The sequence below is a fragment of the Pseudomonas sp. B6(2017) genome, from assembly GCF_002112765.1.
Classification (GTDB): domain Bacteria; phylum Pseudomonadota; class Gammaproteobacteria; order Pseudomonadales; family Pseudomonadaceae; genus Aquipseudomonas; species Aquipseudomonas piscis.
In genome coordinates this window covers 162,992-186,820 of the sequence record NZ_NEIQ01000010.1, presented here as the reverse complement: position 1 = coordinate 186,820, position 23,829 = coordinate 162,992, and the positions used below count along the sequence as shown (strand labels likewise).

Genomic DNA, 23,829 nt, shown 5'->3' with positions numbered 1-23,829 from the left:
AGCGTCATTGGCGATGGCTCCTCTAGTCTTGCACATTGATGCGACCTACCACCCGGGAGTGCAGCGATGACTGACAAGACCTTGCCCGAGCAGCATGACTTCATGAGCAGCGGCTATGCCAGAACCTATCCCTCGACCGCCGGCACCCAGGAGCCCGTGCCGGCGCAGCGCCTGGACTCGCTCCTGGAGGATCTGCTGCGTGATGGTTTCGTGGTGCTCGAACGGTTGTTCGATGAGCAGCAGGTTACCCGCATGCGCGAAGAACTGCTGGCGCAGTTGTCGCCCCATACCGGCCGCAATGCCTTCGAAGGCTTGCGGACCCAGCGCCTGTATGCGGTGATCGCCAAGACCCTGGCCTGCAACCCGCTGGTGGAGCATCCCCTGGTGCTGGGCTTGCTGGATCGAATCCTGGCGCCCAATTACCTGCTTTCCCAGTTGCAGGCCATCAATATCCTGCCGGGGGAGGTCGCCCAGAGCCTGCACTACGACGATGCCTTCTATCCCATGGCTCGCCCGCGTCCGCCCTATGGCGCGGCGACGGTGATGGCCATCGACGATTTCACCGAGCAGAACGGCGCGACCCTGGTGATTCCCGGCAGCCACCTGTGGGACGCGCGCCTGCCCACTGCGGCCGAGCGTGCAGCGGCGCGGCCAGTGGTGATGCCCAGGGGATCGCTGGTGTTGTTCCTCGGTACTCTCTGGCATGGCGGTGGGGCCAATCGCAGCACGGCACCGCGCCTGGCCTTGACCGCGCAGTACTGCGAACCCTGGGCGCGCCAGCAAGAGAACTTCAGCCTGTCCATTCCCCGCCATACCGTGCGCCAGTGCAGCGAGCATATCCAGCGCCTGCTGGGGTATTCGATCCATGCGCCGTTCATGGGCATGGTCAACGGCATGCACCCCAAGCGGGTCCTGGAAGAGTCTTCCGAGCAAGGCATCGACTGAGGTTCGAGCATGCCCTGCCAGCCAGGGCCCGGAGCGCTCGCGCATCGGGCCTGCTGGAGGGCTTGGCCGTCAGTCGGCTCGGGTGGTGAAGGGCAGGCACCGGGCAGAATAAGCTTTTGAATACCCGGGATATTCTGTAGCCTTGCGCGGCTCCAACGTTGTCCGTGCCTGATGCATCCACTCTCCCGGCGGGGCCCTGAGCGGTCCGGAGCCGGTGGTATACTCGACTTTCGCGCCCAAGCGCCTGCAGGTCTTGCGAACATGACGCAAATTTCCGAACGCCTTCTGGTTCAAGCCCACCTCGACGCCAAGCAACCCGTACCGTTGAGTGCCGAGCAAGAAGCCCATTTCCGTACCGCCATCGCGGCTGAGCTCAAGGCCCAGGACGCGGTGCTGGTTGCCCACTTCTATTGCGATCCGGTGATCCAGGCCCTGGCCGAAGAGACCGGTGGCTGTGTTTCCGACTCCCTGGAAATGGCCCGCTTCGGCAATGCCCATCCGGCCAAGACCGTGGTGGTGGCCGGAGTGCGTTTCATGGGCGAGACGGCGAAGATCCTCAACCCCGAAAAACGCGTGCTCATGCCGACCCTGGACGCCACCTGCTCCCTGGACCTGGGGTGCCCGGTGGATGAGTTCTCGGCATTCTGCGACCAGCATCCCGAGCGCACCGTGGTGGTCTATGCCAACACCTCCGCGGCGGTGAAGGCCCGGGCCGACTGGGTGGTGACTTCCAGCTGTGCCCTGGAGATCGTCGAGAGCCTGATGGACAACGGCGAGAAGATCATCTGGGGGCCCGACAAGCACCTGGGCACCTACATCCAGCGCCAGACCGGTGCCGACATGCTGTTGTGGGACGGTGCCTGCATCGTCCACGAAGAGTTCAAGTCCAAGCAGTTGGAAGACATGCGGGCGCTGTATCCGGATGCGGCGATCCTGGTGCATCCGGAGTCGCCCAGCTCAGTGATCGAACTGGCCGATGCGGTGGGTTCCACCAGCCAGCTGATCGCTGCGGCGCAGCGCCTGCCGAACAAGACCTTCATCGTCGCCACCGACCGCGGCATCTTCTACAAGATGCAGCAGCTGTGCCCGGACAAGGTGTTCATCGAGGCCCCTACTGCCGGCAATGGCGCGGCCTGCCGCAGTTGCGCCCACTGCCCGTGGATGGCCATGAACACCCTGGAGCGCACCCTGCATTGCCTGCAGCAGGGCAGCAACGAGATCCATGTGGACCCGGCGCTGATCCCCAACGCTATCCGCCCGCTCAAGCGCATGCTGGATTTCACCCAGGCCGCGCGGATGAAGCTGGCTGGCAACGCCTGAAGCTTGTCCCGGCAAAAAAACGCCCCGATCTGTCGGGGCGTTTTTCATTGGGGGCGAATCATTTCTTCCGCTTGGGGATGCGCACCAACTGGGTGTTGGAATAGATGTCGTGCCAGCTGCGTTTCTGCTTGTCCAGCAGCACCCAGAAAAAGCCCAGGCCGGCACACAGCCAGGAAGCGATGGACACCATGAAGCGCAGCAGCGCCTGCCACAGGCTGATACGGCTGCCGTCGGCGTTCTGCACCCGAATGCCCCAGACCTGCATGCCCAGGGTCTGCCCGGAGTGGGTCCAGAACTTGGCGAAGAAACCGAACAGCACGAACAGCAGGACCGTGGAGTACAGCGGGTCGCCATCCAGGGCCCCGGACTCGGTCAGGGCGCGCATCTTGGCTTCGCCAATGATCTGCATCTGGATCAGCTTGTAGATGCCGCCCGTGACGATCAGCAGGGCGACACATAGCAGGAAGTCATAGAACATCGCTGCCAGGCGACGGCCCAGGCCGGCGGCGGGGAATTCGCCCTGGGGGCTTAGCAGGTGTTTGGGCATGACAGGCTCTCATCTGGAAAAAAGAAGCCATTTTACGGATTTGCGCGCACAAAAAAGCCCCTGATGTCAGCATCAGGGGCTTTTTCGTTGCAGACGATTAAGCTTCTGCTTGTACTTCGTCAGCCTGCATGCCTTTCTGGCCTTGCACAGCGATGAAGGTCACTTTCTGGCCTTCTTTCAGGCTCTTGAAGCCGTTACCTTGAATGGCGCGGAAGTGTACGAACAGATCCGGACCGCTCTCTGGAGTGATAAAACCAAAACCTTTCTCGTCGTTAAACCACTTGACGGTACCGCTCTGACGTTGGGACATTTCTTATTTCCTTTGACGCTAAAAAATTAATGACAGTCTCTTCCCTGGGGAAGAGTACTGGGCTGGGTTGCAGGAAAGTAAGAGACGTCGAACGGGTGTAGCAAACTTGTTAGCTACTGCCCAGGTCACGATTCCAAGCGACCCATGCAAACACAGTGGGGAGACTCTACGCCAACTACGGGAGAAAAAACAAGCCCCGCGAAGCCCCGGTTTTACACAGCTTGCCGAGGTTTGGCGGAACTAGCGTGCACGGCTTATTCGATAGAGTTGTTCAATTGTTTTCGAGCGTTATAAGTGCCTTTCAGTATCGAAAATATGCACTGTTTTATGGCGGTTGCGTTACAGATTAGTGCACTTCTAACGCAACCGCGTTACTTATAGAAACAGTCGTTTAGCCGCGATAGTAGCGTTGGGGCACGAATGGCATTTTGCTTACAAGCATTGGCACCTTTTTCCCACGAACTATTGCGCAAACCTGCGTGTCGAGCGCCGTGTACCGGATATCCAGGTAACCCATGGCCAGCGGGCCGCCCAGGGTCGGGCCGAAACCGCCGCTGCAGACGCTACCGATGATATTGCCGTCGGCATCGACGATTTCCGCACCTTCGCGAACCGGCGTGCGTTCCTGGGGCAGCAGGCCGACACGCTTGCGCGCCACGCCCTCCTGCTGCTGGGCGAAGATCACTGCGGCGCCGGGGAAGCCACCCGCCCGCGGACCATCGGCCCGACGGGCCTTGGAGATGGCCCAGAGCAGGCTGGCCTGGATCGGCGTGGTCTGTTCGTTCATGTCATGGCCATAGAGGCACAGGCCGGCTTCCAGGCGCAGCGAGTCGCGGGCGCCGAGGCCGATCGGGGCCACTTCCGGTTCGGCCAGCAGGGCGCGGGCGATCTTCTCGGCCTGGGCCGTGGGGATCGAGATTTCGAAGCCGTCTTCGCCGGTGTAGCCTGAACGGCTGACGAAGCAGTCGACGCCCAGCAGCGTCACCGGCTTGAACTGCATGAAGGTCATCTGCGCCACTTGCGGCGCCAGGCGCGCCAGCACGCTGACTGCCGCCGGGCCTTGCAGGGCCAGCAGGGCACGCTCCTCGAACAGCGGCTGGATCTCGCACTGCTCGCCAATGTGCCGGCGCAGGTGGGCCAGGTCCTGGTCCTTGCAGGCGGCGTTGACCACCAGGAACAGTTGCTCGTCGCCCAGGTTGGCCACCATCAGGTCGTCGAGAATGCCGCCTTGTTCATTGGTGAACATGGCGTAGCGCTGCATGCCCACCGGCAGGTCGATGATGTCCACCGGCACCAGGGTCTCCAGGGCCTTGGCGGCGTTGGCGCCGCGCAGCAGGATCTGGCCCATGTGGGATACATCGAACAGCCCGGCCTGCTCGCGGCTGTGCTGGTGCTCCTTCATCACGCCCAATGGGTACTGCACCGGCATGTCGTAGCCGGCGAACGGCACCATGCGCGCGCCGAGTTCCAGGTGCAGGCTGTGCAATGGGGTTTTCAACAGTGTTTCGGTGGACATGGCGACTCCTGAAAAATGGACCGATACCAAGCGTGGGTATCAGCACTCGATGATGTTCACGGCCAGACCGCCACGGGCGGTCTCCTTGTATTTGCTTTTCATGTCGGCGCCGGTCTGGCGCATGGTGCGGATGACCTTGTCCAGGGACACGAAATGCTGCCCGTCTCCGCGCAAGGCCATGCGCACCGCGTTGATGGCTTTCACCGAACCCATGGCGTTGCGCTCGATGCAGGGCACCTGCACCAGCCCGCCGATGGGATCGCAGGTCAGCCCGAGGTTGTGTTCCATGCCGATTTCCGCGGCGTTCTCCACTTGCTGCACGCTGCCGCCCAGGACTTCGCACAGGGCACCGGCGGCCATCGAGCAAGCCACGCCCACTTCACCCTGGCAGCCGACTTCGGCGCCGGAGATCGAGGCGTTTTCCTTGTACAGGATGCCGATGGCGGCGGCAGTCAGGAGAAAACGCACCACCCCGTCCTCGTTGGCCCCGGGAATGAAGCGCATGTAGTAGTGCAGGACCGCGGGGATGATGCCGGCCGCGCCGTTGGTGGGGGCGGTGACCACCCGACCGCCATTGGCGTTTTCCTCGTTGACCGCCAGGGCGTAGAGGTTGACCCAATCCAGTACCGACAGCGCATCGCGCAGCGCGGCTTCCGGGTGTTTGCACAACTGCCGGTACAGGGCCGGGGCCCGGCGCTTGACCTTGAGCCCGCCCGGCAATATCCCTTCATGCCGGCAGCCGGCATCCACGCAATCCTGCATCACCTGCCAGATCTTCAGCAGGCCCTCGCGGGTCTGGGCTTCCGGGCGCCAGGCGCTTTCGTTGCCCAGCATCACCTGGCTGATGGACAGGCCGTAGGTGCTGCAATGCTGCATCAGTTCCCGGGCGGTCTTGAACGGAAAGGTCAGTGGCGTGGCGTCCTCGACGATGCGGTCGGCGCCGGCGGCGTCTTCATCGACGACGAAACCACCGCCCACGGAGTAGTACTCGCGGCTGCGGATCTGCAATCCGGCGCTATCGAAGGCACGGAAGATCATGCCGTTGGGGTGATAGGGCAGGGGCTTGCGGATCAGCGCCAGGTGTTCTTTCTCGTTGAACGCGATGCGCTGTTCGCCGAGCAGGTTGATGCTTGCGCTGCTGCGTATCGCTTGCAGGCGAGCACCGATGCTTTCGGTATCCACGGTGTCCGGGTGTTCGCCTTCCAGGCCCAGCAGCACGGCCTTGTCGCTGCCGTGGCCCTTGCCGGTGGCGCCCAGCGAGCCATACAGCTCGACCTTGACGCTGGCGGTGGCGGCTAGCAGCTGTTCACGGCGCAAGCCCTCGACGAAGCGCGCGGCTGCGCGCATCGGGCCGACGGTGTGGGAGCTGGAGGGGCCGATGCCAATCTTGAACAGGTCGAACACGCTCAGGGACATGTTGGTTCTCCGGTTTCTTGTTATAGCGGCAGCTGTAAGCCGCAAGCTGCAAGTCAGAAGTCGGGCAACTCTTGCTTGCAGCTTGAGGCTATTAGCTTGTGGCTGCCTTAAGCGTAGTTTTCGATCGACGGGCAGGCGCACACCAGGTTGCGGTCGCCGAACACGTTGTCGACCCGGCCCACCGGTGGCCAGTACTTGCCTTCGACCAGCGACGCCACCGGGTACACCGCCTGCTCGCGGCTGTACGGGTGCGTCCACTCGCCAACCAGTTCCGCCGCAGTGTGCGGAGCGTTCTTGAGCGGGTTGTCGTCCTTGTCCAGGGTGCCGTTCTCCACGGCGCGGATCTCTTCGCGGATGCGGATCATGGCGTCGCAGAAACGATCCAGTTCTTCCTTGGACTCGCTTTCGGTCGGCTCGATCATCAGCGTGCCGGCCACCGGGAACGACATGGTCGGGGCGTGGAAGCCGAAGTCGATCAGGCGCTTGGCCACGTCGTCGACGCTGATGCCGCTGCTGTCCTTGAGTGGACGCAGGTCGAGGATGCACTCGTGGGCCACCAGGCCGTTGCTACCGGTATAGAGCACGGGATAGTGCTCTTCCAGGCGCCGGGCGATGTAGTTGGCGTTGAGGATTGCCAATTGCGAGGCACGCTTGAGCCCGGCACCGCCCATCATGCGGATGTACATCCAGGTGATCGGCAGGATGCTGGCGCTGCCGAACGGTGCGGCGCTGACGGCTCCCTGCTTGTTGTCCAGCACCGCGTGGCCCGGCATGAACGGCGCCAGGTGCGACTTGACGCCGATCGGGCCGACACCAGGGCCGCCACCGCCATGGGGAATGCAGAAAGTCTTGTGCAGGTTCAGGTGGGACACGTCGCCGCCGAACTTGCCCGGGGCGCAGAGGCCGACCATGGCGTTCATGTTGGCGCCGTCGATGTACACCTGGCCGCCGTTGTCATGAATGATGCCGCAGATCTCGCGAATGCCTTCCTCGAACACGCCGTGGGTCGATGGGTAGGTGATCATCAGCGCGGCCAGGTGCTCACGGTGCTCGATGGCCTTGGCTCGCAGGTCCTCGATATCCACGTTGCCCCGGGCGTCGCAGGCAGTGACCACCACGCGCATGCCGGCCATGTTGGCGGTAGCCGGGTTGGTGCCGTGGGCCGAGGATGGAATCAGGCAGATATCGCGACGGCCTTCACCACGGCTCTGGTGATAGGCACGGATCGCCAGCAGGCCGGCGTACTCGCCCTGGGAGCCGGCGTTGGGCTGCAGCGACACGGCGTCATAGCCCGTGGCGGCGCAGAGCATCGCCTCCAGTTCGTCGGTCAGTTGCTGGTAGCCGGCGCTTTGCTCGGTCGGGGCGAAGGGGTGCAACGCGCCGAACTCGGCCCAGGTGATCGGGATCATCTCGCTGGCGGCGTTGAGCTTCATGGTGCACGAGCCCAGCGGGATCATGGTGCGATCCAGGGCCAGGTCCTTGTCCGCCAGCTTGCGCAGGTAGCGCATCAGCTCGGTTTCCGAATGGTAGCGGTTGAACACCGGATGGCTGAGGATCGCCGACTGGCGTACCAGCGCCGCTGGAATGCGGCTGGAGACGGCCTGGGCCACACTGGCGAAGTCCGGTACCGGCTTGCCTTCGGCCAGCAGCTGCCACAGGGTTTCGACGTCGGCCTGGGAGCAGGTCTCGTCCAGGGACAGGCCCAGGCGCTCGGCGTCGATCACCCGGAGGTTGATGCGCTGCGCACGCGCTTGTTCATGCAATGCGCCAGTGCGGGCGCCGGTGTGCAGGCTCAGGGTATCGAAGAAGTCCTGCTGTTCCGGGGTCAGGCCGAGTTGCACCAGGCCCTGGGCCAGGATCGCGGTCAGCTGGTGGATGCGCTGGGCGATCTGCACCAGGCCCTTGGGGCCGTGGTACACGGCATACATGCTGGCGATGTTGGCCAGCAGGACCTGGGCGGTGCAGATGTTGCTGGTGGCCTTCTCGCGACGGATGTGCTGCTCGCGGGTCTGCATGGCCAGGCGCAGCGCCGGCTTGCCGAAACGGTCCACCGAGACGCCGACCAAGCGGCCGGGCATGTCGCGCTTGAACGCATCGCGGGTGGAGAAATAGGCCGCGTGCGGACCACCGAAGCCCAGTGGCACGCCAAAGCGCTGGGCGCTGCCGATGGCTACGTCGGCGCCGAATTCGCCCGGCGGGGTCAACAGGGTCAGGGCCAGCAGGTCGGCGGCCACGGCCACCAGGGCATTGGCCCCATGGAAACGTTCGGCCAGCTCACGGTAGTCGAACAGGTCGCCGTTGCTGGCCGGGTATTGCAGCAGGGCGCCGAAGAACGGGCTGACATCGGTCAGCTGGCGTTCGTCGCCCACCACCACTTCGATGCCCAGGGGTTCGGCGCGGGTGCGCAGTACGTCCAGGGTCTGCGGGTGGCAATGCACGGAGGCGAAGAAGGCATGGCTGCCCTTGTTCTTGCTCAGGCGCTTGCAGAAGGTCATGGCCTCTGCGGCGGCGGTGCCTTCGTCGAGCAAGGATGCGTTGGCGATCGGCAGGCCGGTCAGGTCGCTGATCAGGGTCTGGAAGTTCAGCAGGGCTTCCAGGCGGCCTTGGGAGATCTCTGGCTGGTATGGGGTATAGGCGGTGTACCAGGCCGGGTTTTCCAGCAGGTTGCGCAGGATCGGCGAAGGCGTATGGCAGCTGTAGTAGCCCTGGCCGATGTAGGTCTTGAACAGCTGGTTGTTGGCGGCGATGGCCTTGATCGAAGCCAGGGCCTGGGCTTCGCTCTGGCCGGCGCCGAGTTCCAGCACGCTGGTGCCCTTGATGCTCTCGGGGATCACGCTGGCGCTCAGGGCTTCCAGGGAGTCGAAGCCCAGGCGGTTGAGCATGGCTTGCTCGTCGTCCTGGCGCGGACCGATATGGCGGCTGATGAATTCGTTGGCGGTGGTGAGGTTGACGGTCATCACGGATTCCTCAGGCTTGGGCGTTGGCTTTGATCAGGCGGTCGTAGGCGTCCTGGTCGAGCAGTTGGCCCACAGCGCCGGCATCGGCAGGAATGAAGCGGAAGAACCAGCCTTCGCCCAGCGGGTCTTCGTTGACCAGCTCCGGGCTGTCTTCCAGGGCCGGGTTGATGGCGACCACTTCGCCGTCCAGGGGCATGTATACGCCGCTGGCAGCTTTCACCGATTCCACGGTGGCGGCTTCGGCGCCCTTGTCGTAGCCCTGCAATTCGGGCAGTTGCACGAACACCACATCGCCCAGGGCGTTCTGCGCGAAAGCCGTGATGCCAACGGTGACGCTGCCATCGGCTTCAGCACGCAGCCATTCGTGATCTTCGGTAAAACGCAACTCGCTCATGGAAACTCCTCAGGGGCCAGATTTCGTCTGGTGGACGCGATTGAATGCTCGTGTGGGGCCGAGCCGAATGGCGATATCCATAGCAAGAACATGGCCAATTCTTATTTATTCTTTATAAATCAATGGCTTGAGTTATTTGGCCGAGCAAGTGACTTGATCGACTGTAGCGAAATCGCTACAGCCTGGAGTTCGGAAAAAAGGCTAAGGGGATCAAAGCCTTGGAGAACAGGGGGTTGGTGCGGCTGTAGCGAAATCATTCCGCTGTAGCGCTTTCAGTACAGATGGAGGTCGCTTTTCGCCCGTTTTTGGTAGGAGCGAATTTCGCTGGCGATGACCCCGCAGGTGCTACGCAGGCTCCAGGCGCTGCGGTGTGGTTGGGATTTGTCGCCAGCGAGCCTGGCTCTTGCAGAAGCAGCGCCGCAGCCTGCTTCAGGCCTTGCCGGGGATGCCGTACTTGCGCAGGCGATGGGCAATGGCGGTGTGGGAGGTCTGCAGGCGGTTGGCCAACTGCCGGGTCGAGGGGTAGTGGACATAGAGGCTTTCCAGCAGCTCTTTCTCGAAACCTTCCACGGCCTGCTCCAGGCTTTCGACCTCGGCATCGTTCTGGCGCGCCACCGAGGTCCCGGCGATGTCCAGGTCGCCGATGTCCACCAGATTGCCGTCGCAGATCGCCGCCGCGCGAAAGATCACGTTCTGCAACTGGCGCACGTTGCCCGGCCAGCGGTTGCCCAGCAGCGCCGGGTAGGTGCCCGGGGTCAGCCGGCATACCGGCCGCTGGATCTGGGTGCAGGCCTGCTGCATGAAATAGCGGGCCAGCAACAGGATGTCCTGGCCGCGTTCGCGCAATGGCGGTACTTCGATGTTCAGCACATTGAGGCGGTAGAACAGGTCTTCGCGGAAGCTGCCCTCGGCGACCATTTTCTCCAGGTCGCGGTGGGTGGCGCTGAGGATGCGCACATCGACCTTGATCTCGCGGTCGCCACCGACCCGGCGAAAGCTGCCGTCATTGAGAAAGCGCAGCAGCTTGGCTTGCAGGTAGGGCGACATCTCGCCGATTTCATCGAGGAATACCGTGCCCTGGTTGGCCAGCTCCATCAGCCCTGGCTTGCCCCCGCGCTGGGCCCCGGTGAAGGCGCCGGGGGCATAACCGAACAGTTCGCTCTCGGCGAGGTTTTCCGGCAGCGCCGCGCAGTTCAGGGCCAGGAACGGTGCGCCATGGCGAGCGCTGATGGCGTGGCAGGCGCGGGCCACCAGTTCCTTGCCGGTGCCGGTTTCCCCCTGGATCAGCAACGGCGCATCCAGGGCCGCGACCCGTTGCGCCCGGGCCTTGAGGGTGCGGATCGCCGGCGACTCGCCGAGCAGGGCATCGAAGCCCTCGGCATGATCGTGGTGCAGGGCCGACAACTGCTCGCCGATGCGATTGGGCTGGTACAGGGTCAGCAGTGCGCCGGCGTCGGTGATGGGCATGGCGTCGAGCAACAGGGTCTGGCCATTGACCGTGACTTCCCGCAGCGGCAGGCGAAAGCCCTGTTCCAGCAGCGTAGCCAGCAGGCCGGGGTCGGCGAACAGCTCGGCCACGCTTTCCCCCGCAGGCTCACGGCCATACAGGGCCACCAGCGCCGGGTTGGCCAGCAGCACCTTGCCGGCGCTGTCCAGGGCCAGCACCGGGTCGGTCATGGCGGCCAGCAGGGCATCGAGCTGCAGGTGGCGGCGTTGTCCGGGGAGGATGTCGACCACCGTCACGGCCTGTACACCTCGTACGTTGAACAGCGCGTCGCGCAGCTCATCCAGGACTTGCGGGCTCAGGGTCGGGGCGTCGATGTAGACGTTGGGCGGCACCATTTCCACCGCATCCAGGTTGAGGTTGCGCCCGCCGAGCAGGGCCAGCACTTCCTGGGTGATGCCGACGCGGTCGATGAAACTGACGTGGATACGCATGGGGTGACGGAAGGTTCTGGGGCACTGGAGGGCTGCCAGTATGCCTTGGGCGCGGGGCTTAGTCGAAGTCGCCGTGGCCGGCGTCGGCGCCGAGCAAGGTCCGGGGCAGGTGCGCAAGACCGCCGGGCGTGACTGGCGCCGGCAGGCTCGCAGCTGCCCGGGGCTTATTCCAGGTGTTCGGGGTTCATCGGGTCGCCGGACTTGATGTCCAGTTGCTTGCGCACATCTTCGAACATCTCGTCGTAGTACTTGTGCAGGGACGAGATATTGGCGCTCTTGGGCATCCCGTGTTGCTGGGCGATACGCGCGGCATGGCGGGCGAAATCGAAGGCCTGGTCCTTGGCCAGGAAGAACTGTTCCTTGAGGGGCTTGTCCTCGATGGTGCCGTGCAGGGTGAATTGCATGCCCCGGCCCTCCTTGGGGTCATGGGCCACTTCATAGTCGATGCACAGGTTGTAGCTGTAGTCGTCCTTGTTCAGCGCATGGCGCTCGATATGCAGGTGACCGGGCTCAAACATGGCCATAGGCGTTGTCCTCCTGGGCGTTGAAGAGGGGCAGGCGATGGGCCTGCCCGTGTTCCGGCAGCGGGCGTCTACAGGTAGCTGATGCCGGGTTTCTCCGTGCTGATGCGCGTGCCGGCCTGGCCCTGGACGATGGCTTCAATGTCCGAGAGTGAACCGATCACCGCGACTTTTCCAGTCTGCCGGGCGAATTCGCAGGCCGCCTGGACCTTGGGCCCCATGGAGCCGGCGGCAAAGCCCAGCTTCTCGATTTCGTCCGGATGGGCCTGGGCGATGGCCTTCTGGGTCGGCTTGCCGAAGTCGATGAACGCCGCATTGACGTCGGTGGCGATCACCAGCAGGTCGGCTTCCAGTTGCCGGGCCAGCAGCGCCGAGCACAGGTCCTTGTCGATCACCGCCTCGATGCCCTGGAGCTTGCCGTCCTCGCCATACATGGTCGGGATGCCGCCACCACCGGCGCAGATCACGATGCTGCTTTTCTCCAGCAGCCACTTGATCGGACGGATCTCGAAGATGCGCTTGGGTGTCGGGCTCGCCACCACGCGGCGGAACTTGTCGCCGTCCGCAGCGATGGCCCAGCCTTTTTCCTTGGCCAGGCGCTCGGCTTCTTCCTTGTCGTAGACCGGGCCGATGGGCTTGGTCGGGTTCTTGAACGCCGGGTCCCTGGCGTCCACTTCCACTTGGGTCAGCAAGGTGGCGAAGGGCACCTCGAAGTCCAGCAAGTTGCCCAGTTCCTGTTCGATGATGTAGCCGATCATGCCCTCGGTCTCGGCGCCGAGCACGTCCAGCGGGTAGGGCGAGACCTGGGTGTAGGCCGCCGCCTGCAGCGACAGCAGTCCCACTTGCGGACCATTGCCGTGGGCGATCACCAGCTGGTTGCCGGGATGGATCTTGGCGATCTGTTCGGTGGCGATGCGGATGTTGGCGCGCTGGTTGTCCGCGGTCATGGGTTCACCACGGCGCAGCAGGGCGTTACCGCCCAATGCAACGACGATACGCATAATGCAGTCCTTCTAGAGTCCGGTGCCGGCGCTACCTGGGCAGCGCCGGTGCCGAAGGGGAATTACAGATCGGCCAGGGTCGAGACCAGGATCGCCTTGATGGTGTGCATGCGGTTCTCCGCCTGCTCGAAGGCGATGCAGGCCGGGGACTCGAACACGTCATCGGTGACTTCGATGCCGTTGGCCAGGTGCGGATACTGCTCGGCGATCTGCTTGCCGACCTTGGTATCGCTGTTGTGGAAGGCCGGCAGGCAGTGCATGAACTTGGTCCGTGGGTTGCCGGTGGCCTTCATCAGCTGGGTGTTGACCTGGTAGGGCAGCAGTTGCTCGATGCGCTCGGCCCAGGCTTCCACCGGCTCGCCCATGGAGACCCAGACGTCGGTGTGGATGAAGTCCACGCCCTTGACCGCGGCTTTCGGGTCTTCGGTGAGGGTGATGCGCGCACCGCTTTCCTCAGCGTATTTCTTGCAGCGCTCGACCAGGTCGTCATGGGGCCACAGGGCCTTGGGCGCGCAGATGCGCACGTCCATGCCGAGCTTGGCGCCCACCAGCAGCAGCGAGTTGCCCATGTTGTTGCGAGCATCGCCCAGGTAGGCGTAGCTGATCTCGTGGATCGGCTTGTCGGCGTGCTCACGCATGGTCAGCACGTCGGCGATCATTTGGGTCGGGTGGTATTCGTCGGTCAGGCCGTTGAACACCGGCACCCCGGCGAACTTCGCCAGTTCCTCGACGATCTCCTGCTTGAAGCCGCGATACTCGATGGCGTCGTACATGCGCCCCAGCACCCGGGCGGTGTCCTTCATGCTTTCCTTGTGGCCGATCTGCGAGGAGTTGGGGTCGATGTAGGTGACGTTGGCCCCTTGGTCATAGGCCGCTACCTCGAAGGCGCAGCGGGTACGGGTGGAGGTCTTTTCGAAGATCAGGGCGATGTTGTTGCCCTTCAGGTGCTGTTGCTCGGTGCCGGTGTACTTGGCGCGCTTGAGATCGCGGGACAGGTCCAGCAGGTAGCGCAGCTCGCGTGGGGTGTGGTGTTCCAGGCTCAGCAGGTTGCGGTTGTGGATATTGAAGGCCATGGTGATTTTCCTCGAATTCGGTGATCGGCCCGACCGGCGCCGGGCAGGCGCGGTCGGACAGCGGGTCTTCTAAAGGCTCAGTAGTCGATCGGGTCACGCACGATCGGGCAGGTCATGCAGTGGCCGCCGCCACGGCCGCGACCCAGTTCGCCGGCGCTGATGGTGATGACTTCCACACCGGCCTTGCGCAGCAGGGTGTTGGTGTAGGTATTGCGGTCGTAGCCGATGACCACGCCGGGCTCCACGGCCACCACGTTGTTGCCGTCGTCCCATTGCTCGCGTTCGGCGGCGAAGCTGTTGCCGCCGGTCTCCACGACCCGCAGGGCCTTGAGGTTGAGGGCGGCGGCCACGGTGTCGAGGAAGTTGGTCTTCTCGCGCTGGATATCGATGCCGTGGGGCTTGCTCTCGTCAGGGCGCAGGGTGAAAGGAACGATCTGATTGACCACTTCGGGGAAGATGGTGACCAGGTCGCGGTCGCAGAAACTGAACACGGTGTCCAAGTGCATCGCCGCGCGGGACTTCGGCAGGCCGGCAACGATCACTCGCTCCACGGCCTTGTTCTTGAACAGGTTGCGCGCCAGTTGGCCAATGGCCTGGTGGGACGAGCGTTCGCCCATGCCGATCAGGACCACGCCGTTGCCAATGGGCATGACGTCACCGCCTTCCAGGGTGGAGGCGCCATGCTCCTGGTCGGGGTCGCCGTACCAGATCTGGAAGTCGGCGTTGGTGAACTCGGGGTGGAACTTGTAGATGGCGGTGGTCAGCAGGGTTTCCTGGCGTCGCGCCGGCCAGTACATGGGGTTGAGGGTCACGCCGCCATAGATCCAGCAGGTGGTATCGCGGGTGAACTGGGTGTTGGGCAGCGGTGGCAGGATGAAGCTGGCATGGCCGAGGAAGTCGCGGAACATCTCGATGGTCCTGCCGCCGAAGCTGCTGGGCAGGTCATCGGCCGAGACCCCGCCGATGAGATATTCGGCGATCTTGCGCGGCTCCAGGCTACGCAACCACGAGCCGACTTCCTCCACCAGCCCCAGGCCAACGGTGTTGGCGGTGATCTTGCGCTCCAGGATCCAGTCCAGGGCTTCGGGGATGGCGACGATGTCGGTCAGCAGGTTGTGCATCTCCAGCACATCGATATCCCGCTCGCGCATCTTGGTGACGAAGTCGAAGTGATCGCGCTTGGCTTGGGCCACCCACAGCACGTCGTCGAACAGCAGTTCATCGCAGTTGTTCGGAGTCAGCCGCTGATGGGCCAGGCCTGGGGAGCAAACCATGACTTTGCGCAGTTTGCCGGCTTCGGAATGGACGCCGTACTTAACTTTTTCCGTGGTCATTACTGTGATCCTCCAGAGACAAAACAATCAGGGGGTAATGCAGGTGCAGCTACAGGGTCAGGAAGCCGTCGTAGAGGCCGTAGGCCGCCGCTGCGGCGCCCAGGAGCACGGCCGCGAAGATCAGCTTCTCGACACGGGTGAAAACCGGTTTGTGCAATTCCATCTTGGCCTTGGCGAAGAGCACCGCGCCGGGGGCGTAGAGCAGGGCCGAGAGCAGCAGGTACTTGACCCCGCCGGCGTACAGCAGCCACACCGCGTAGAGCAGGGCGATGGCGCCGATCACCAGGTCCTTCTTGCGCTCGGCCAGGGCTTGTTCGTAGCTTTCGCCACGCACTGCCAGGAGCACCGCGTAAGCCGCCGACCAGAAGTACGGCACCAGGATCATCGAGGTGGCGAGGTAGATCAGCGACAGGTAGGTGCCCTTGGAAAACAGGGTGATGACCAGGAAGACCTGCACCATGACGTTGGTCAGCCACAGGGCGTTGGCCGGTACGTGGTTGGCGTTCTCGCGGCGCAGGAACTCCGGCATGGTGTGGTCCTTGGCGGCGGCGAACATGATCTCGGCGCACAGCAGGACCCACGACAGCAGCGCTCCCACCAGCGAGATGATCAGGCCGATGCTGATCAGCAGCGCGCCCCAGTGGCCCACCACGTGTTCCAGGACCGCGGCCATGGATGGGTTCTGCAGCTTGGCCAGTTCCGGCTGGGTCATGATCCCCAGGGACAGCACGTTCACCAGCACCAGGAACAGCAGCACGGTGATGAAGCCAATGACGGTGGCCTTGCCCACGTCGGAGCGTTTTTCCGCCCGGGAAGAGAAGATGCTCGCGCCCTCGATGCCGATGAACACCCAGACGGTGACCAGCATCATGTTGCGTACCTGGTTCATCACGCTGCCCAGGTCCGGGTTCTTCACGCCCCAGATGTCAGCGGTGAAGATGTCCAGCTTGAAGGCGAAGAGCGCGATCAGTACGAACAGCAGCAGCGGCACTACCTTGGCCACCGTGGTCACCAGGTTGATGAAAGCCGCTTCCTTGATCCCGCGCAGCACCAGAAAGTGCACCGCCCAGAGCAGGACCGAGGCACCGATCACCGCAGCAGGAGTGTTCCCCTCCCCAAATATCGGGAAGAAGTAACCCAGGGTGCTGAACAGCAGGACGAAGTAGCCGACGTTGCCCAGCCAGGCGCTGATCCAGTAGCCCCAAGCTGAGGAGAAGCCCATGTAGTCGCCGAATCCGGCCTTGGCGTAGGCATATACACCGCCATCCAGGTCAGGTTTGCGATTGGCCAGGGTTTGAAAGACGAATGCCAATGTCAACATGCCGACTGCAGTAATTGCCCAACCAATAAGAACTGCCCCGACATCGGCGCTGGCTGCCATGTTCTGCGGCAGGGAAAAGATCCCCCCGCCAATCATGGAACCCACTACCAAGGCGACTAATGCGCCCAGTTTTAGTTTTCCGGGAGATTCAGACATCGCATGACTCCAATGCAGGAGAAGAGAGACTTCAGATTAAGTCTGTCGCCAATCCAAACTGCTGACTTGGATCAGTCAATTGCTGCATTTCGTTGTGAATGAATGACTTAAGACTTATAGCGAGAGGTAGAATGCAGTCCTGCAAGGCCCATCCCATAAGGCTTTGATCTCCTTTCAAGAGGTGGCTTCCATTATCGATGTCGATTGACGCTAGACCCTTTCAAAGAATATGCAAATCATGCCACTTGCTAATTAAGGCGAGAGTGATGATGGCACTTGGCACATACTCTTAACAAAATACTCGGTTATTCAGTGTGTTCTGGCGGGTAGTCGCGGAGTGCCCGAATAAAGGATGATTAATTGACTGTTACTATCAGAATCAAATTCCTAGAAAGTTATTTAATTGCGTCTAATTTTATCGCCAGGGCGACTCGCTGATATAAGGAGTAGGGATGTCACAACCGGCACAGAAGCTTCAATTGGGTGCGCTGATCGCGTTGGTGGTGGGCTCGATGATTGGCGGCGGGATCTTTTCCCTGCCGCAGAACATGGCGGCCCGGGCCGACGCCGGGGCGGTACTGATCGGCTGGGCGATTACCGCGGTGGGCATGCTGACCCTGGCCTTCGTGTTCCAGACCCTGGCCAATCGCAAGCCTGAACTGGATTCCGGGGTCTACGCCTACGCCAAGGCTGGCTTCGGCGACTACATGGGTTTTTCTTCGGCCTGGGGCTACTGGATCAGCGCCTGGCTGGGCAACGTCGGTTACTTCGTCCTGCTGTTCAGCACCCTGGGCTACTTCTTCCCGGTGTTCGGCCAGGGCAACACCCCGGTGGCCATCGGCTGTGCCTCGCTGTTGCTGTGGGCCGTGCATTTTTTGGTACTGCGCGGGATCAAGGAGGCCACGTTCATCAACCAGCTGACCACGGTGGCCAAGATCGTGCCCTTGGTGATGTTCATCGTGATCGCCGCAGTGGCCTTCAAGGCGGAGATCTTCACCCGCGACATCTGGGGGCGCGCCAACCCGAATTTCGGCGGAGTGCTGGACCAGGTGCGCAACATGATGCTGGTCACGGTATTCGTGTTCATCGGCATCGAGGGAGCCAGCGTGTATTCGGCGCGGGCGCAGAAGCGCGCGGATGTCGGGCGGGCCACGGTGATAGGTTTCCTCGGCGTGCTGGCGCTGTTGGTGCTGGTCAACGTGCTGTCGCTGGGGATCATGAGCCAGCCGGAGCTGGCCAGTTTGCAGAATCCGTCCCTGGCGGCGGTGCTGGAGCATATCGTCGGGCCCTGGGGCGCCTTGCTGATCAGCGTCGGCCTGGCGGTATCGCTGCTGGGGGCCTTGCTGTCCTGGGCCCTGTTGTGTGCGGAGATCCTCCACGCCACCGCGAGCGACCGGACCATGCCGGCCTTCTTGCGCAAGGAAAACGCCAACCATGTACCGGTCAACGCCCTGTGGCTGACCAACGTGATGATCCAGGTATTCCTGCTGATCACCCTGGTGTCCGCCGGCACCTACACCAAGCTGATCTACCTGGCGTCGTCGATGATCCTGGTGCCCTATCTGTGGTCGGCGGCCTATGCGGTGCTGCTCAGTGGCCGTGGCGAAACCTACGAGCAAGCCTCGGGGGAACGCCTCAAGGATCTGTGCATCGCCGTGGTCGCCCTGAGCTATGCCATCTGGTTGTTGTATGCCGGCGGGGTCAAGTACCTGCTGCTCTCGGCGCTGCTCTACGCTCCGGGAGTGATCCTGTTCGCCAAGGCCAAGCATGAGCAGGGCGAGCCGTTGTTCACCCTGCCGGAGAAGCTGATCTTCAGTGCCGTGATCGTCGGTGCGCTGCTGGCGGCCTACGGCCTCTACAGTGGTTTGCTGGCGCTATGAACCCGCAGCAGCGGCTCTTGCTGCCCTACCAGGGGCCCTATGACTGGCAGGCCATGCTGGGGTTCTTCGCGGTGCGCGCCATCGGCGGCCTGGAGGTGGTGCAGGACGGTGTCTACGCTCGCAGCTTCGAGCTCGATGGGAGACAGGGCACCCTGAGCCTGCGCCCCGGGCCTGGCGAGCAGTTGGATTTGCGCTTGAACCTGGGGGCGCGGCACCGTCCCCGTCGCTGATCGGCCAGGTGGTGATGCGCGTGCGCCGGCAGTTCGACCTGGGTGCCGACGTACTGCGCATCCACCAGGAGCTGGCCGCCGACCCGCTGTTGCAACCCTTGCTGCTGGCCCATCGCGGGTTGCGTGTACCGGGCGCCTGGGATGGCTTCGAACTGGCGATCCGCGCGGTACTGGGCCAGCAGATCACGGTAGCGGGTGCGATCCGCCTCGCCACTCGGCTGGTGGCGGTGCATGGCCAGCCACTGGCACTCCCCGATCCCGGTTGGCCGGGCCTGACCCAGGTGTTCGCCACGCCCGCCGCCCTGGCGGTGGCGGACCTGGCTGCCCTGGGCATGCCCGCCAGCCGTGGCCGGACCTTGTCCACCGTGGCCCGGGCATTGCTGGCGGATCCGGGCTTGCTCGACCCCAAGGCCAGTTTGCAGCAGGGGCTCGATGGCCTGCTGCGGCTGGTAGGAATCGGTGACTGGACGGCGCATTACATCGCCTTGCGGCACATGCGTGAGATGGACGCTTTCCCGGCGGCCGATGTGGGCCTGCTCAATGCCATGGCCACCCTCCAGGGCCAGCGGCCCAGTGCCCGGCAACTGCTGGCCCGGGCCGAGGCCTGGCGGCCCTGGCGCGGTTATGTGGCGCAGCAGCTGTGGACATTGGGTAGCTGAGGAGCCAGGCGCCTACCACCAGCGGGCGCGATGGGCACCCAGGGGGCCGGCCGGGCAATCCCACTGGATCGGCGTGCCGCTGATCTGCAGGGGCACGCGCAAGCGATGGGCCGGACCCCAGGCGGTCTGCTCCAGCACCAGTCCCTGGTCGTCCTGATCTTCCCCGCGCAACCCGCTGGTGGCTGGCCCCTGGCCTGAATGCTCGACCAGCAACTGCGCGGTACGCGCCAGGGACAGGCGCGCCTGGCCACCGTGGCGCCAGGACGGATCCAGGGCCCGCAGGGCACTGGCGGCCATCAGGTAGCCGGTGGCGTGGTCCAGGGCCTGGACCGGCAATGGCGTGGGGCGTTGCGCAGCCTTCCAGGCCATGCCCGCCTCGGCGATCCCGCTGCTCATCTGCACCAGGCTGTCGAACCCCCGGCGGTTGCGCCACGGACCGCTCCAGCCGTAGGCGTTGAGGCTCACCTCGATCAGGCCCGGGGCCAGGCGCTGGCGCTGCTCGCTGTCATAGCCCAGGCCGTCCAGGGCGTCGCCGCGGTAGCCATGCAGCAGCAGGTCGGCCTGGGCCAGCAAGCCTTCGAAGGTGGCGCGGTCTTGGCGATCGTGCAGGTCCAGGCGGGCGCAGCGCTTGCCCAGGGTCATTTCCGGTTCGACGGCCGGTTCGTTCCACCAGGGCGGATCGATGCGCAGCACGTCGGCGCCGAGCCCGGCCAGCAGGCGGCTGGCCACGGGACCGGCCAGGACCCGGGTCAGGTCCAGGACCTTGAGCCCGGCCAGTGGCCGTTCGCTGCAACCGCTCCAGGCCTTGCCCCGGGGTTCGCCACCGGGCAGCCAGTGCACCAGGGGCTCGCCGGCCACTGTCTGGCCCTGGGGGTGGGCCTGCCATTGGGCCCAACTGCGCATCTGCGCCGCGCAGCCACCTTGCTCGACCATGGCCTGCTCCAGTTCCAGGGCGTTCCAGCCGGCCACCCGGGTGGCCATGGTCGCGCGGTCGCTGGCGGCGCCCAGGACGTGTTCGGCCACGGCTCGATGATGGGGAGCATTGGTATGCAGGCGAATCCAGCCGTCGCGGGTGGCATAGTCGCCGGCGATCGGGTCCCAGAGCGCCGGCGGGTTCCAACCCTGGGGACGCAGCGAGCTGGCGAACCAGAACGAGGCCAGGCGCCGATCGACGCTGACAACGGGCCGACGGCCAGTGTGGCTGTGCAGCAGTTCGGCCAGCGCTTGCCCGGCGGCGCCGATGCTGGCGCTGGCCAGGTCACTCACGGCGAAGGCCGAGGGCAGGGCGCCCTCGCCTTGTTCGTTGAGATTGGACGGCGGCAGGTCCAGGGCGGCTTGAATGGATGCCAGTAGCGGGGACATGGACGGCTCCTTGAGACAAGAGGAGGGCATTGCACCCTGAAATCCCCTGGCCTGTCGAGGCGCAGGCGCGGGTCTTGTGACGCGGGTTGCCGCGTCACAAGGGCCTGGCTCAGACGCGGAACTGGTCCATCAGCTGCATCTGCTGGGTGGCCAGGGCATTGAGCTGGCTGCTGACCTGGGCCGACTCGCTGGCCTGTTCGGTGAGGGTCTCGGTGACGCTGCGGATCGCCGAGACATTGCGGTTGACCTCTTCGGCCACCGCGCTCTGTTCTTCGGCGGCACTGGCGATCTGCAAATTCATGTCGCTGATCACCGTCACCGCGTCGCTGATCTTGCCCAGGGCCTGGACCGCTTGCTGGATCTGCCCGGCATTGCTCTGCGCCTGGCTCTGGCTGGCATGCATGGTGGTCACTACGTCGCGGGTGCCGCTCTGGATGCGTTCGATCACCACGCGAATCTCTTCCACCGAGTCCTGGGTGCGCTTGGCCAGGTTGCGTACTTCATCGGCCACCACCGCGAAACCACGGCCGCTTTCACCGGCGCGGGCAGCCTCGATGGCGGCGTTGAGGGCCAGCAGGTTGGTCTGCTCGGCGATGCTGCGGATCACCTCCAGCACCGAACCGATCTGCTCGCTGCTCACCGCCAGGGCCTCGACTTCGCCCACCGCCTTGCTCACCTCGTCGGCCAGCAGGCTGATGTCCTGGGTGCTGCGTTCGATGATGGTCATGCCTTCCCTGGCCGACTGGTCGGCGCCGCGGGCGGCCTGGGCGGCATTGGCCGCACTGCTGGCGACCTCGTGGGCGGTGGCGCTCATTTCGTTGGAGGCAGTGGCCACCTGGTCGATTTCGCGGAACTGGACCTGCATGCCTTCGCTGGTCTGGCGGGCGATTTCCGAAGACTGGTCGGCGGTGCCGCGGGCTTCGATGATGCTTTGCTTGATCTGGGCGATGGTCGGTTGCAGCTTGTCGAGGAAGCGGTTGAACCAGCCCACCAGCTCACCCAGCTCGTCCTTCTTGCTGTAGTCCAGGCGCTGGGTCAGGTCGCCATCGCCGCTGGCGATGGCCTTGAGCATCTGCGCCACGCCGTTGATCGGCTTGGTCACGCCCGACGCGCTGAGCCAGATCAGGGCCAGGCCCAGCAGGCCGGCGCCGATGGCGACCAGCACGGTCTTGAGCGTGCCGCTGGTCTGGGCTTCGTCCAGCAGTGTCTGCAGCTTCACCGAGTCGGCCAGCAGCACCTGCCGGGGCAGGTCGATGGTCACGCCCCAGGGCTTGGCATCGGCGATCGGGCTGAAAGGGTAGACCGAGCGGATCAGCTCGCCTTGCTGCAGGGTCTTGGCCTGGTTGCCGGTCACCGCCGCGAGCAGGTCCTTGCCCTCTGTGCCCAGGGTATCGTTGATGTTCTTGCCCACCTGGCCGGCATCGGCGCCGACCGCCGCCAGCAAGCCGCTGCCGGCGACGATCATCATGTGCCCGGCGCCATCGAACAGGAATCGCTGGGCTTCGCCGGCGGCAGCCTGGAGCGAGTCCAGGGCGATGTCGATGCCCATCACCCCGATTACCTTGCCGTCTGCCAGCAACGGCAGGGAGATGGTGGTCATCAGTACCTGCTTCTTGTCCTCGCCGATGGTGTCGGCATAAGGATCGAGCAGGCAGGTGCGGCGGTTGTCCCGGGGGCAGGTGTACCAGATGTTGTAGGGCGTGCCGCTGAGGTTGAGGGTGGTCCTGGTCAGGTCACCCTCGGTCATCACGGTATTGAGCCCCTGGCCGCCGGAGCGGCTCCAATAGGTGGCGAAGCGCCCGCGCTCGTTGGACGAGCGAGCCGCATCATTGGTGAACTCGTTGTCCTTGCCATCCAGGGCGTTGGGTTCGTAGGCCAGCCAGATACCGAGCACCTTGGCGTTGCGCTCGAAGGCGGTCTTGAGGCTGTGGTTGAGTTCCTCGCGCAGGGCCGAGGCTTCCAGCCCGCGCTTGCTGGCCATCTGGCGCAGGTCGCGGACCTGGTCCGCCAGGGCGTTGAGCGCCAGTTGGCTCTCGCCGAAGGTCTTCTGGATGCGCACCGCCTGGTCGGCCGCCTTGGCCTGCAGCAGGTCTTCGACTCCGGCGGTCAGCATGCGGGTGCTGGAGGTGTTGACCAGCTGGTTGTTCTGCCGGCTCTGGTACAGGTTCATGCTGACGATCAGGGCCACGACCCCCAGCAGGCACAATCCGGACAGCAGCACGATCTTCAGGCGAATGGAGAGAGAGTCGAACATGGGGCGATCTCGCGAAAGGACAGATGGAAAGCACGGAGTCGGATGACTCCGCTCGCCAAGTCCATTTCAGCGCCATGCCCGGAACATCGGCTAGGGCGATCTTTGCGTGAGGCGCCGCCGACGAACGGTCATGCCCTTGACATAAATGCCCCAAGGCACAGGGCATAGCAGCCAGATAAGGGGCTTCAGGAGGCCTGCGCCAGGCTCTCGGGACGTGACCAGATCCACAGGTTGCCCAGGGTCATCCCGGCGATGGCGGCATACAGGGTCCAGTGGTGGTTGAGCAGGCCCAGCATCAGGCCGGCGCACAGCAGCATGCTGATGGTGGCGCTGACCTTGGCCTTGCGGCTGACGATCCGGCCATTGCGCCAGTTGCTCAGGATCGGCCCGAACAGGCGATGGTTCTCCATCCAGGCGCTCAGGCGCGGCGAGCTCTTGGTGGCGGCCCAGGCGGCCAGCAGGATGAACTCGGTGGTCGGCAGGCCCGGTACCACGATGGCGATCAGGCCGATGGCCAGGCTGACATAGGCCAGCGCGCCGAACAGCAGGCGGGAGATTTTCGAAGCGGGGGGGCGAATGGGGGTCATGGCGTCGATGCTGAGGTAACGCGTGGTACGGCTGATCCGCGAGACGGGCCGCGGCAGAGGATACCGCTGTGGGCCAGGACACTCCACCGTGCCCTGGCCACAGTCGCG

General features: G+C 64.0%; 18 protein-coding genes and 1 pseudogene. 4 read left to right on the top strand and 15 right to left on the bottom strand.

Annotation, left to right across the window (positions count from 1 at the left end; translation table 11 throughout):
* The first annotated feature begins 66 nt into the window (after positions 1-66).
* Both CAG11_RS18715 and nadA read left to right on the top strand, forming a co-directional pair.
* Positions 67-945: a phytanoyl-CoA dioxygenase family protein gene (locus CAG11_RS18715; protein WP_085597367.1), complete on the top strand. Its 879-nt coding sequence runs from the start codon at positions 67-69 to the stop codon at positions 943-945.
* Positions 946-1,206: 261 nt separating this feature from the next.
* Positions 1,207-2,265 carry a quinolinate synthase NadA gene (nadA, locus tag CAG11_RS18710; protein WP_085597366.1) on the top strand — a complete coding sequence of 353 codons (1,059 nt, stop codon included), beginning with the start codon at positions 1,207-1,209 and terminating at the stop codon, positions 2,263-2,265.
* Positions 2,266-2,323: 58 nt separating this feature from the next.
* On the opposite strand, the gene CAG11_RS18705 is transcribed toward nadA, so the two are convergent.
* The 12 genes from CAG11_RS18705 to arcD (CAG11_RS18650) form a co-directional block, all read right to left on the bottom strand.
* Entirely contained in the window at positions 2,324-2,812 is a 489-nt protein-coding gene (locus tag CAG11_RS18705; RefSeq protein WP_022640467.1) for an RDD family protein, read from the bottom strand.
* 97 nt (positions 2,813-2,909) lie between these two features.
* Complete coding sequence (locus tag CAG11_RS18700; protein WP_007977299.1) at positions 2,910-3,122, bottom strand: cold-shock protein; 213 nt, start codon at positions 3,120-3,122, stop codon at positions 2,910-2,912.
* 391 nt (positions 3,123-3,513) lie between these two features.
* Positions 3,514-4,638, bottom strand: coding sequence for a glycine cleavage system aminomethyltransferase GcvT (gene gcvT / locus CAG11_RS18695; RefSeq protein WP_085597365.1), 1,125 nt, complete (start codon positions 4,636-4,638; stop codon positions 3,514-3,516).
* Positions 4,639-4,677: 39 nt separating this feature from the next.
* Positions 4,678-6,054, bottom strand: coding sequence for an L-serine ammonia-lyase (locus tag CAG11_RS18690; protein WP_022640465.1), 1,377 nt, complete (start codon positions 6,052-6,054; stop codon positions 4,678-4,680).
* Positions 6,055-6,161: 107 nt separating this feature from the next.
* Entirely contained in the window at positions 6,162-9,011 is a 2,850-nt protein-coding gene (gcvP, locus tag CAG11_RS18685; RefSeq protein ID WP_085597364.1) for an aminomethyl-transferring glycine dehydrogenase, read from the bottom strand.
* Between the two features lie 10 nt (positions 9,012-9,021).
* Positions 9,022-9,405 (bottom strand): glycine cleavage system protein GcvH, encoded by a 384-nt coding sequence (gene gcvH, locus CAG11_RS18680; RefSeq protein ID WP_085597363.1) that lies wholly within the window; start codon positions 9,403-9,405, stop codon positions 9,022-9,024.
* 429 nt (positions 9,406-9,834) lie between these two features.
* Positions 9,835-11,343 carry a sigma-54-dependent transcriptional regulator gene (locus CAG11_RS18675; protein ID WP_085597362.1) on the bottom strand — a complete coding sequence of 503 codons (1,509 nt, stop codon included), beginning with the start codon at positions 11,341-11,343 and terminating at the stop codon, positions 9,835-9,837.
* 164 nt (positions 11,344-11,507) lie between these two features.
* On the bottom strand, positions 11,508-11,867 hold the full coding sequence (locus CAG11_RS18670; RefSeq protein WP_085597361.1) for a DUF5064 family protein: 360 nt from the start codon (positions 11,865-11,867) through the stop codon (positions 11,508-11,510).
* Between the two features lie 68 nt (positions 11,868-11,935).
* The gene (arcC, locus tag CAG11_RS18665) at positions 11,936-12,865 is read right to left on the bottom strand and encodes a carbamate kinase (RefSeq protein ID WP_085597360.1); all 930 of its coding nucleotides are present in this window, start codon (positions 12,863-12,865) and stop codon (positions 11,936-11,938) included.
* Between the two features lie 62 nt (positions 12,866-12,927).
* A complete protein-coding gene (locus CAG11_RS18660; protein ID WP_022640460.1) occupies positions 12,928-13,938 on the bottom strand; it encodes an ornithine carbamoyltransferase in 1,011 nt (336 codons plus the stop codon).
* 77 nt (positions 13,939-14,015) lie between these two features.
* A complete protein-coding gene (gene arcA, locus CAG11_RS18655; protein ID WP_053131448.1) occupies positions 14,016-15,272 on the bottom strand; it encodes an arginine deiminase in 1,257 nt (418 codons plus the stop codon).
* 49 nt (positions 15,273-15,321) lie between these two features.
* Positions 15,322-16,749: an arginine-ornithine antiporter gene (gene arcD, locus CAG11_RS18650; protein WP_085597359.1), complete on the bottom strand. Its 1,428-nt coding sequence runs from the start codon at positions 16,747-16,749 to the stop codon at positions 15,322-15,324.
* A 452-nt stretch (positions 16,750-17,201) separates the two neighbouring features.
* On the opposite strand from arcD (CAG11_RS18650), the gene arcD (CAG11_RS18645) reads away from it, so the two are divergent.
* Complete coding sequence (gene arcD, locus CAG11_RS18645) at positions 17,202-18,629, top strand: arginine-ornithine antiporter (RefSeq protein ID WP_022640457.1); 1,428 nt, start codon at positions 17,202-17,204, stop codon at positions 18,627-18,629.
* Positions 18,626-19,518: pseudogene (locus CAG11_RS18640) on the top strand (DNA-3-methyladenine glycosylase). The gene arcD (CAG11_RS18645) and the pseudogene CAG11_RS18640 overlap by 4 nt, the downstream one beginning before the upstream one ends.
* Before the next feature lie 12 nt (positions 19,519-19,530).
* Here the strand turns inward: CAG11_RS18640 and CAG11_RS18635 are convergent.
* From CAG11_RS18635 to CAG11_RS18625, 3 genes are all read right to left on the bottom strand, one after another.
* Positions 19,531-20,880: a CoA transferase gene (locus CAG11_RS18635; RefSeq protein WP_085597358.1), complete on the bottom strand. Its 1,350-nt coding sequence runs from the start codon at positions 20,878-20,880 to the stop codon at positions 19,531-19,533.
* Between the two features lie 109 nt (positions 20,881-20,989).
* Complete coding sequence (locus CAG11_RS18630) at positions 20,990-23,134, bottom strand: methyl-accepting chemotaxis protein (RefSeq protein ID WP_085597357.1); 2,145 nt, start codon at positions 23,132-23,134, stop codon at positions 20,990-20,992.
* A gap of 185 nt (positions 23,135-23,319) precedes the next feature.
* A complete protein-coding gene (locus tag CAG11_RS18625; protein WP_085597356.1) occupies positions 23,320-23,721 on the bottom strand; it encodes a YbaN family protein in 402 nt (133 codons plus the stop codon).
* Positions 23,722-23,829 lie beyond the last annotated feature (108 nt).

What these genes read in the sequence shown, in the direction of transcription:
- CAG11_RS18715 (WP_085597367.1), top strand. Translation starts at nt 67, where the DNA reads ATGACTGACAAGACCTTGCCCGAGCAGCATGACTTCATGAGCAGCGGC.
- arcC (WP_085597360.1), bottom strand. Translation starts at nt 12,865, where the DNA reads ATGCGTATCGTCGTTGCATTGGGCGGTAACGCCCTGCTGCGCCGTGGT.
- CAG11_RS18675 (WP_085597362.1), bottom strand. Translation starts at nt 11,343, where the DNA reads ATGCGTATCCACGTCAGTTTCATCGACCGCGTCGGCATCACCCAGGAA.
- CAG11_RS18660 (WP_022640460.1), bottom strand. Translation starts at nt 13,938, where the DNA reads ATGGCCTTCAATATCCACAACCGCAACCTGCTGAGCCTGGAACACCAC.
- CAG11_RS18690 (WP_022640465.1), bottom strand. Translation starts at nt 6,054, where the DNA reads ATGTCCCTGAGCGTGTTCGACCTGTTCAAGATTGGCATCGGCCCCTCC.
- nadA (WP_085597366.1), top strand. Translation starts at nt 1,207, where the DNA reads ATGACGCAAATTTCCGAACGCCTTCTGGTTCAAGCCCACCTCGACGCC.
- CAG11_RS18700 (WP_007977299.1), bottom strand. Translation starts at nt 3,122, where the DNA reads ATGTCCCAACGTCAGAGCGGTACCGTCAAGTGGTTTAACGACGAGAAA.
- arcA (WP_053131448.1), bottom strand. Translation starts at nt 15,272, where the DNA reads ATGACCACGGAAAAAGTTAAGTACGGCGTCCATTCCGAAGCCGGCAAA.
- CAG11_RS18630 (WP_085597357.1), bottom strand. Translation starts at nt 23,134, where the DNA reads ATGTTCGACTCTCTCTCCATTCGCCTGAAGATCGTGCTGCTGTCCGGA.
- arcD (WP_085597359.1), bottom strand. Translation starts at nt 16,749, where the DNA reads ATGTCTGAATCTCCCGGAAAACTAAAACTGGGCGCATTAGTCGCCTTG.
- gcvP (WP_085597364.1), bottom strand. Translation starts at nt 9,011, where the DNA reads ATGACCGTCAACCTCACCACCGCCAACGAATTCATCAGCCGCCATATC.
- CAG11_RS18635 (WP_085597358.1), bottom strand. Translation starts at nt 20,880, where the DNA reads ATGTCCCCGCTACTGGCATCCATTCAAGCCGCCCTGGACCTGCCGCCG.
- CAG11_RS18670 (WP_085597361.1), bottom strand. Translation starts at nt 11,867, where the DNA reads ATGGCCATGTTTGAGCCCGGTCACCTGCATATCGAGCGCCATGCGCTG.
- CAG11_RS18625 (WP_085597356.1), bottom strand. Translation starts at nt 23,721, where the DNA reads ATGACCCCCATTCGCCCCCCCGCTTCGAAAATCTCCCGCCTGCTGTTC.
- gcvT (WP_085597365.1), bottom strand. Translation starts at nt 4,638, where the DNA reads ATGTCCACCGAAACACTGTTGAAAACCCCATTGCACAGCCTGCACCTG.
- arcD (WP_022640457.1), top strand. Translation starts at nt 17,202, where the DNA reads ATGTCACAACCGGCACAGAAGCTTCAATTGGGTGCGCTGATCGCGTTG.
- gcvH (WP_085597363.1), bottom strand. Translation starts at nt 9,405, where the DNA reads ATGAGCGAGTTGCGTTTTACCGAAGATCACGAATGGCTGCGTGCTGAA.
- CAG11_RS18705 (WP_022640467.1), bottom strand. Translation starts at nt 2,812, where the DNA reads ATGCCCAAACACCTGCTAAGCCCCCAGGGCGAATTCCCCGCCGCCGGC.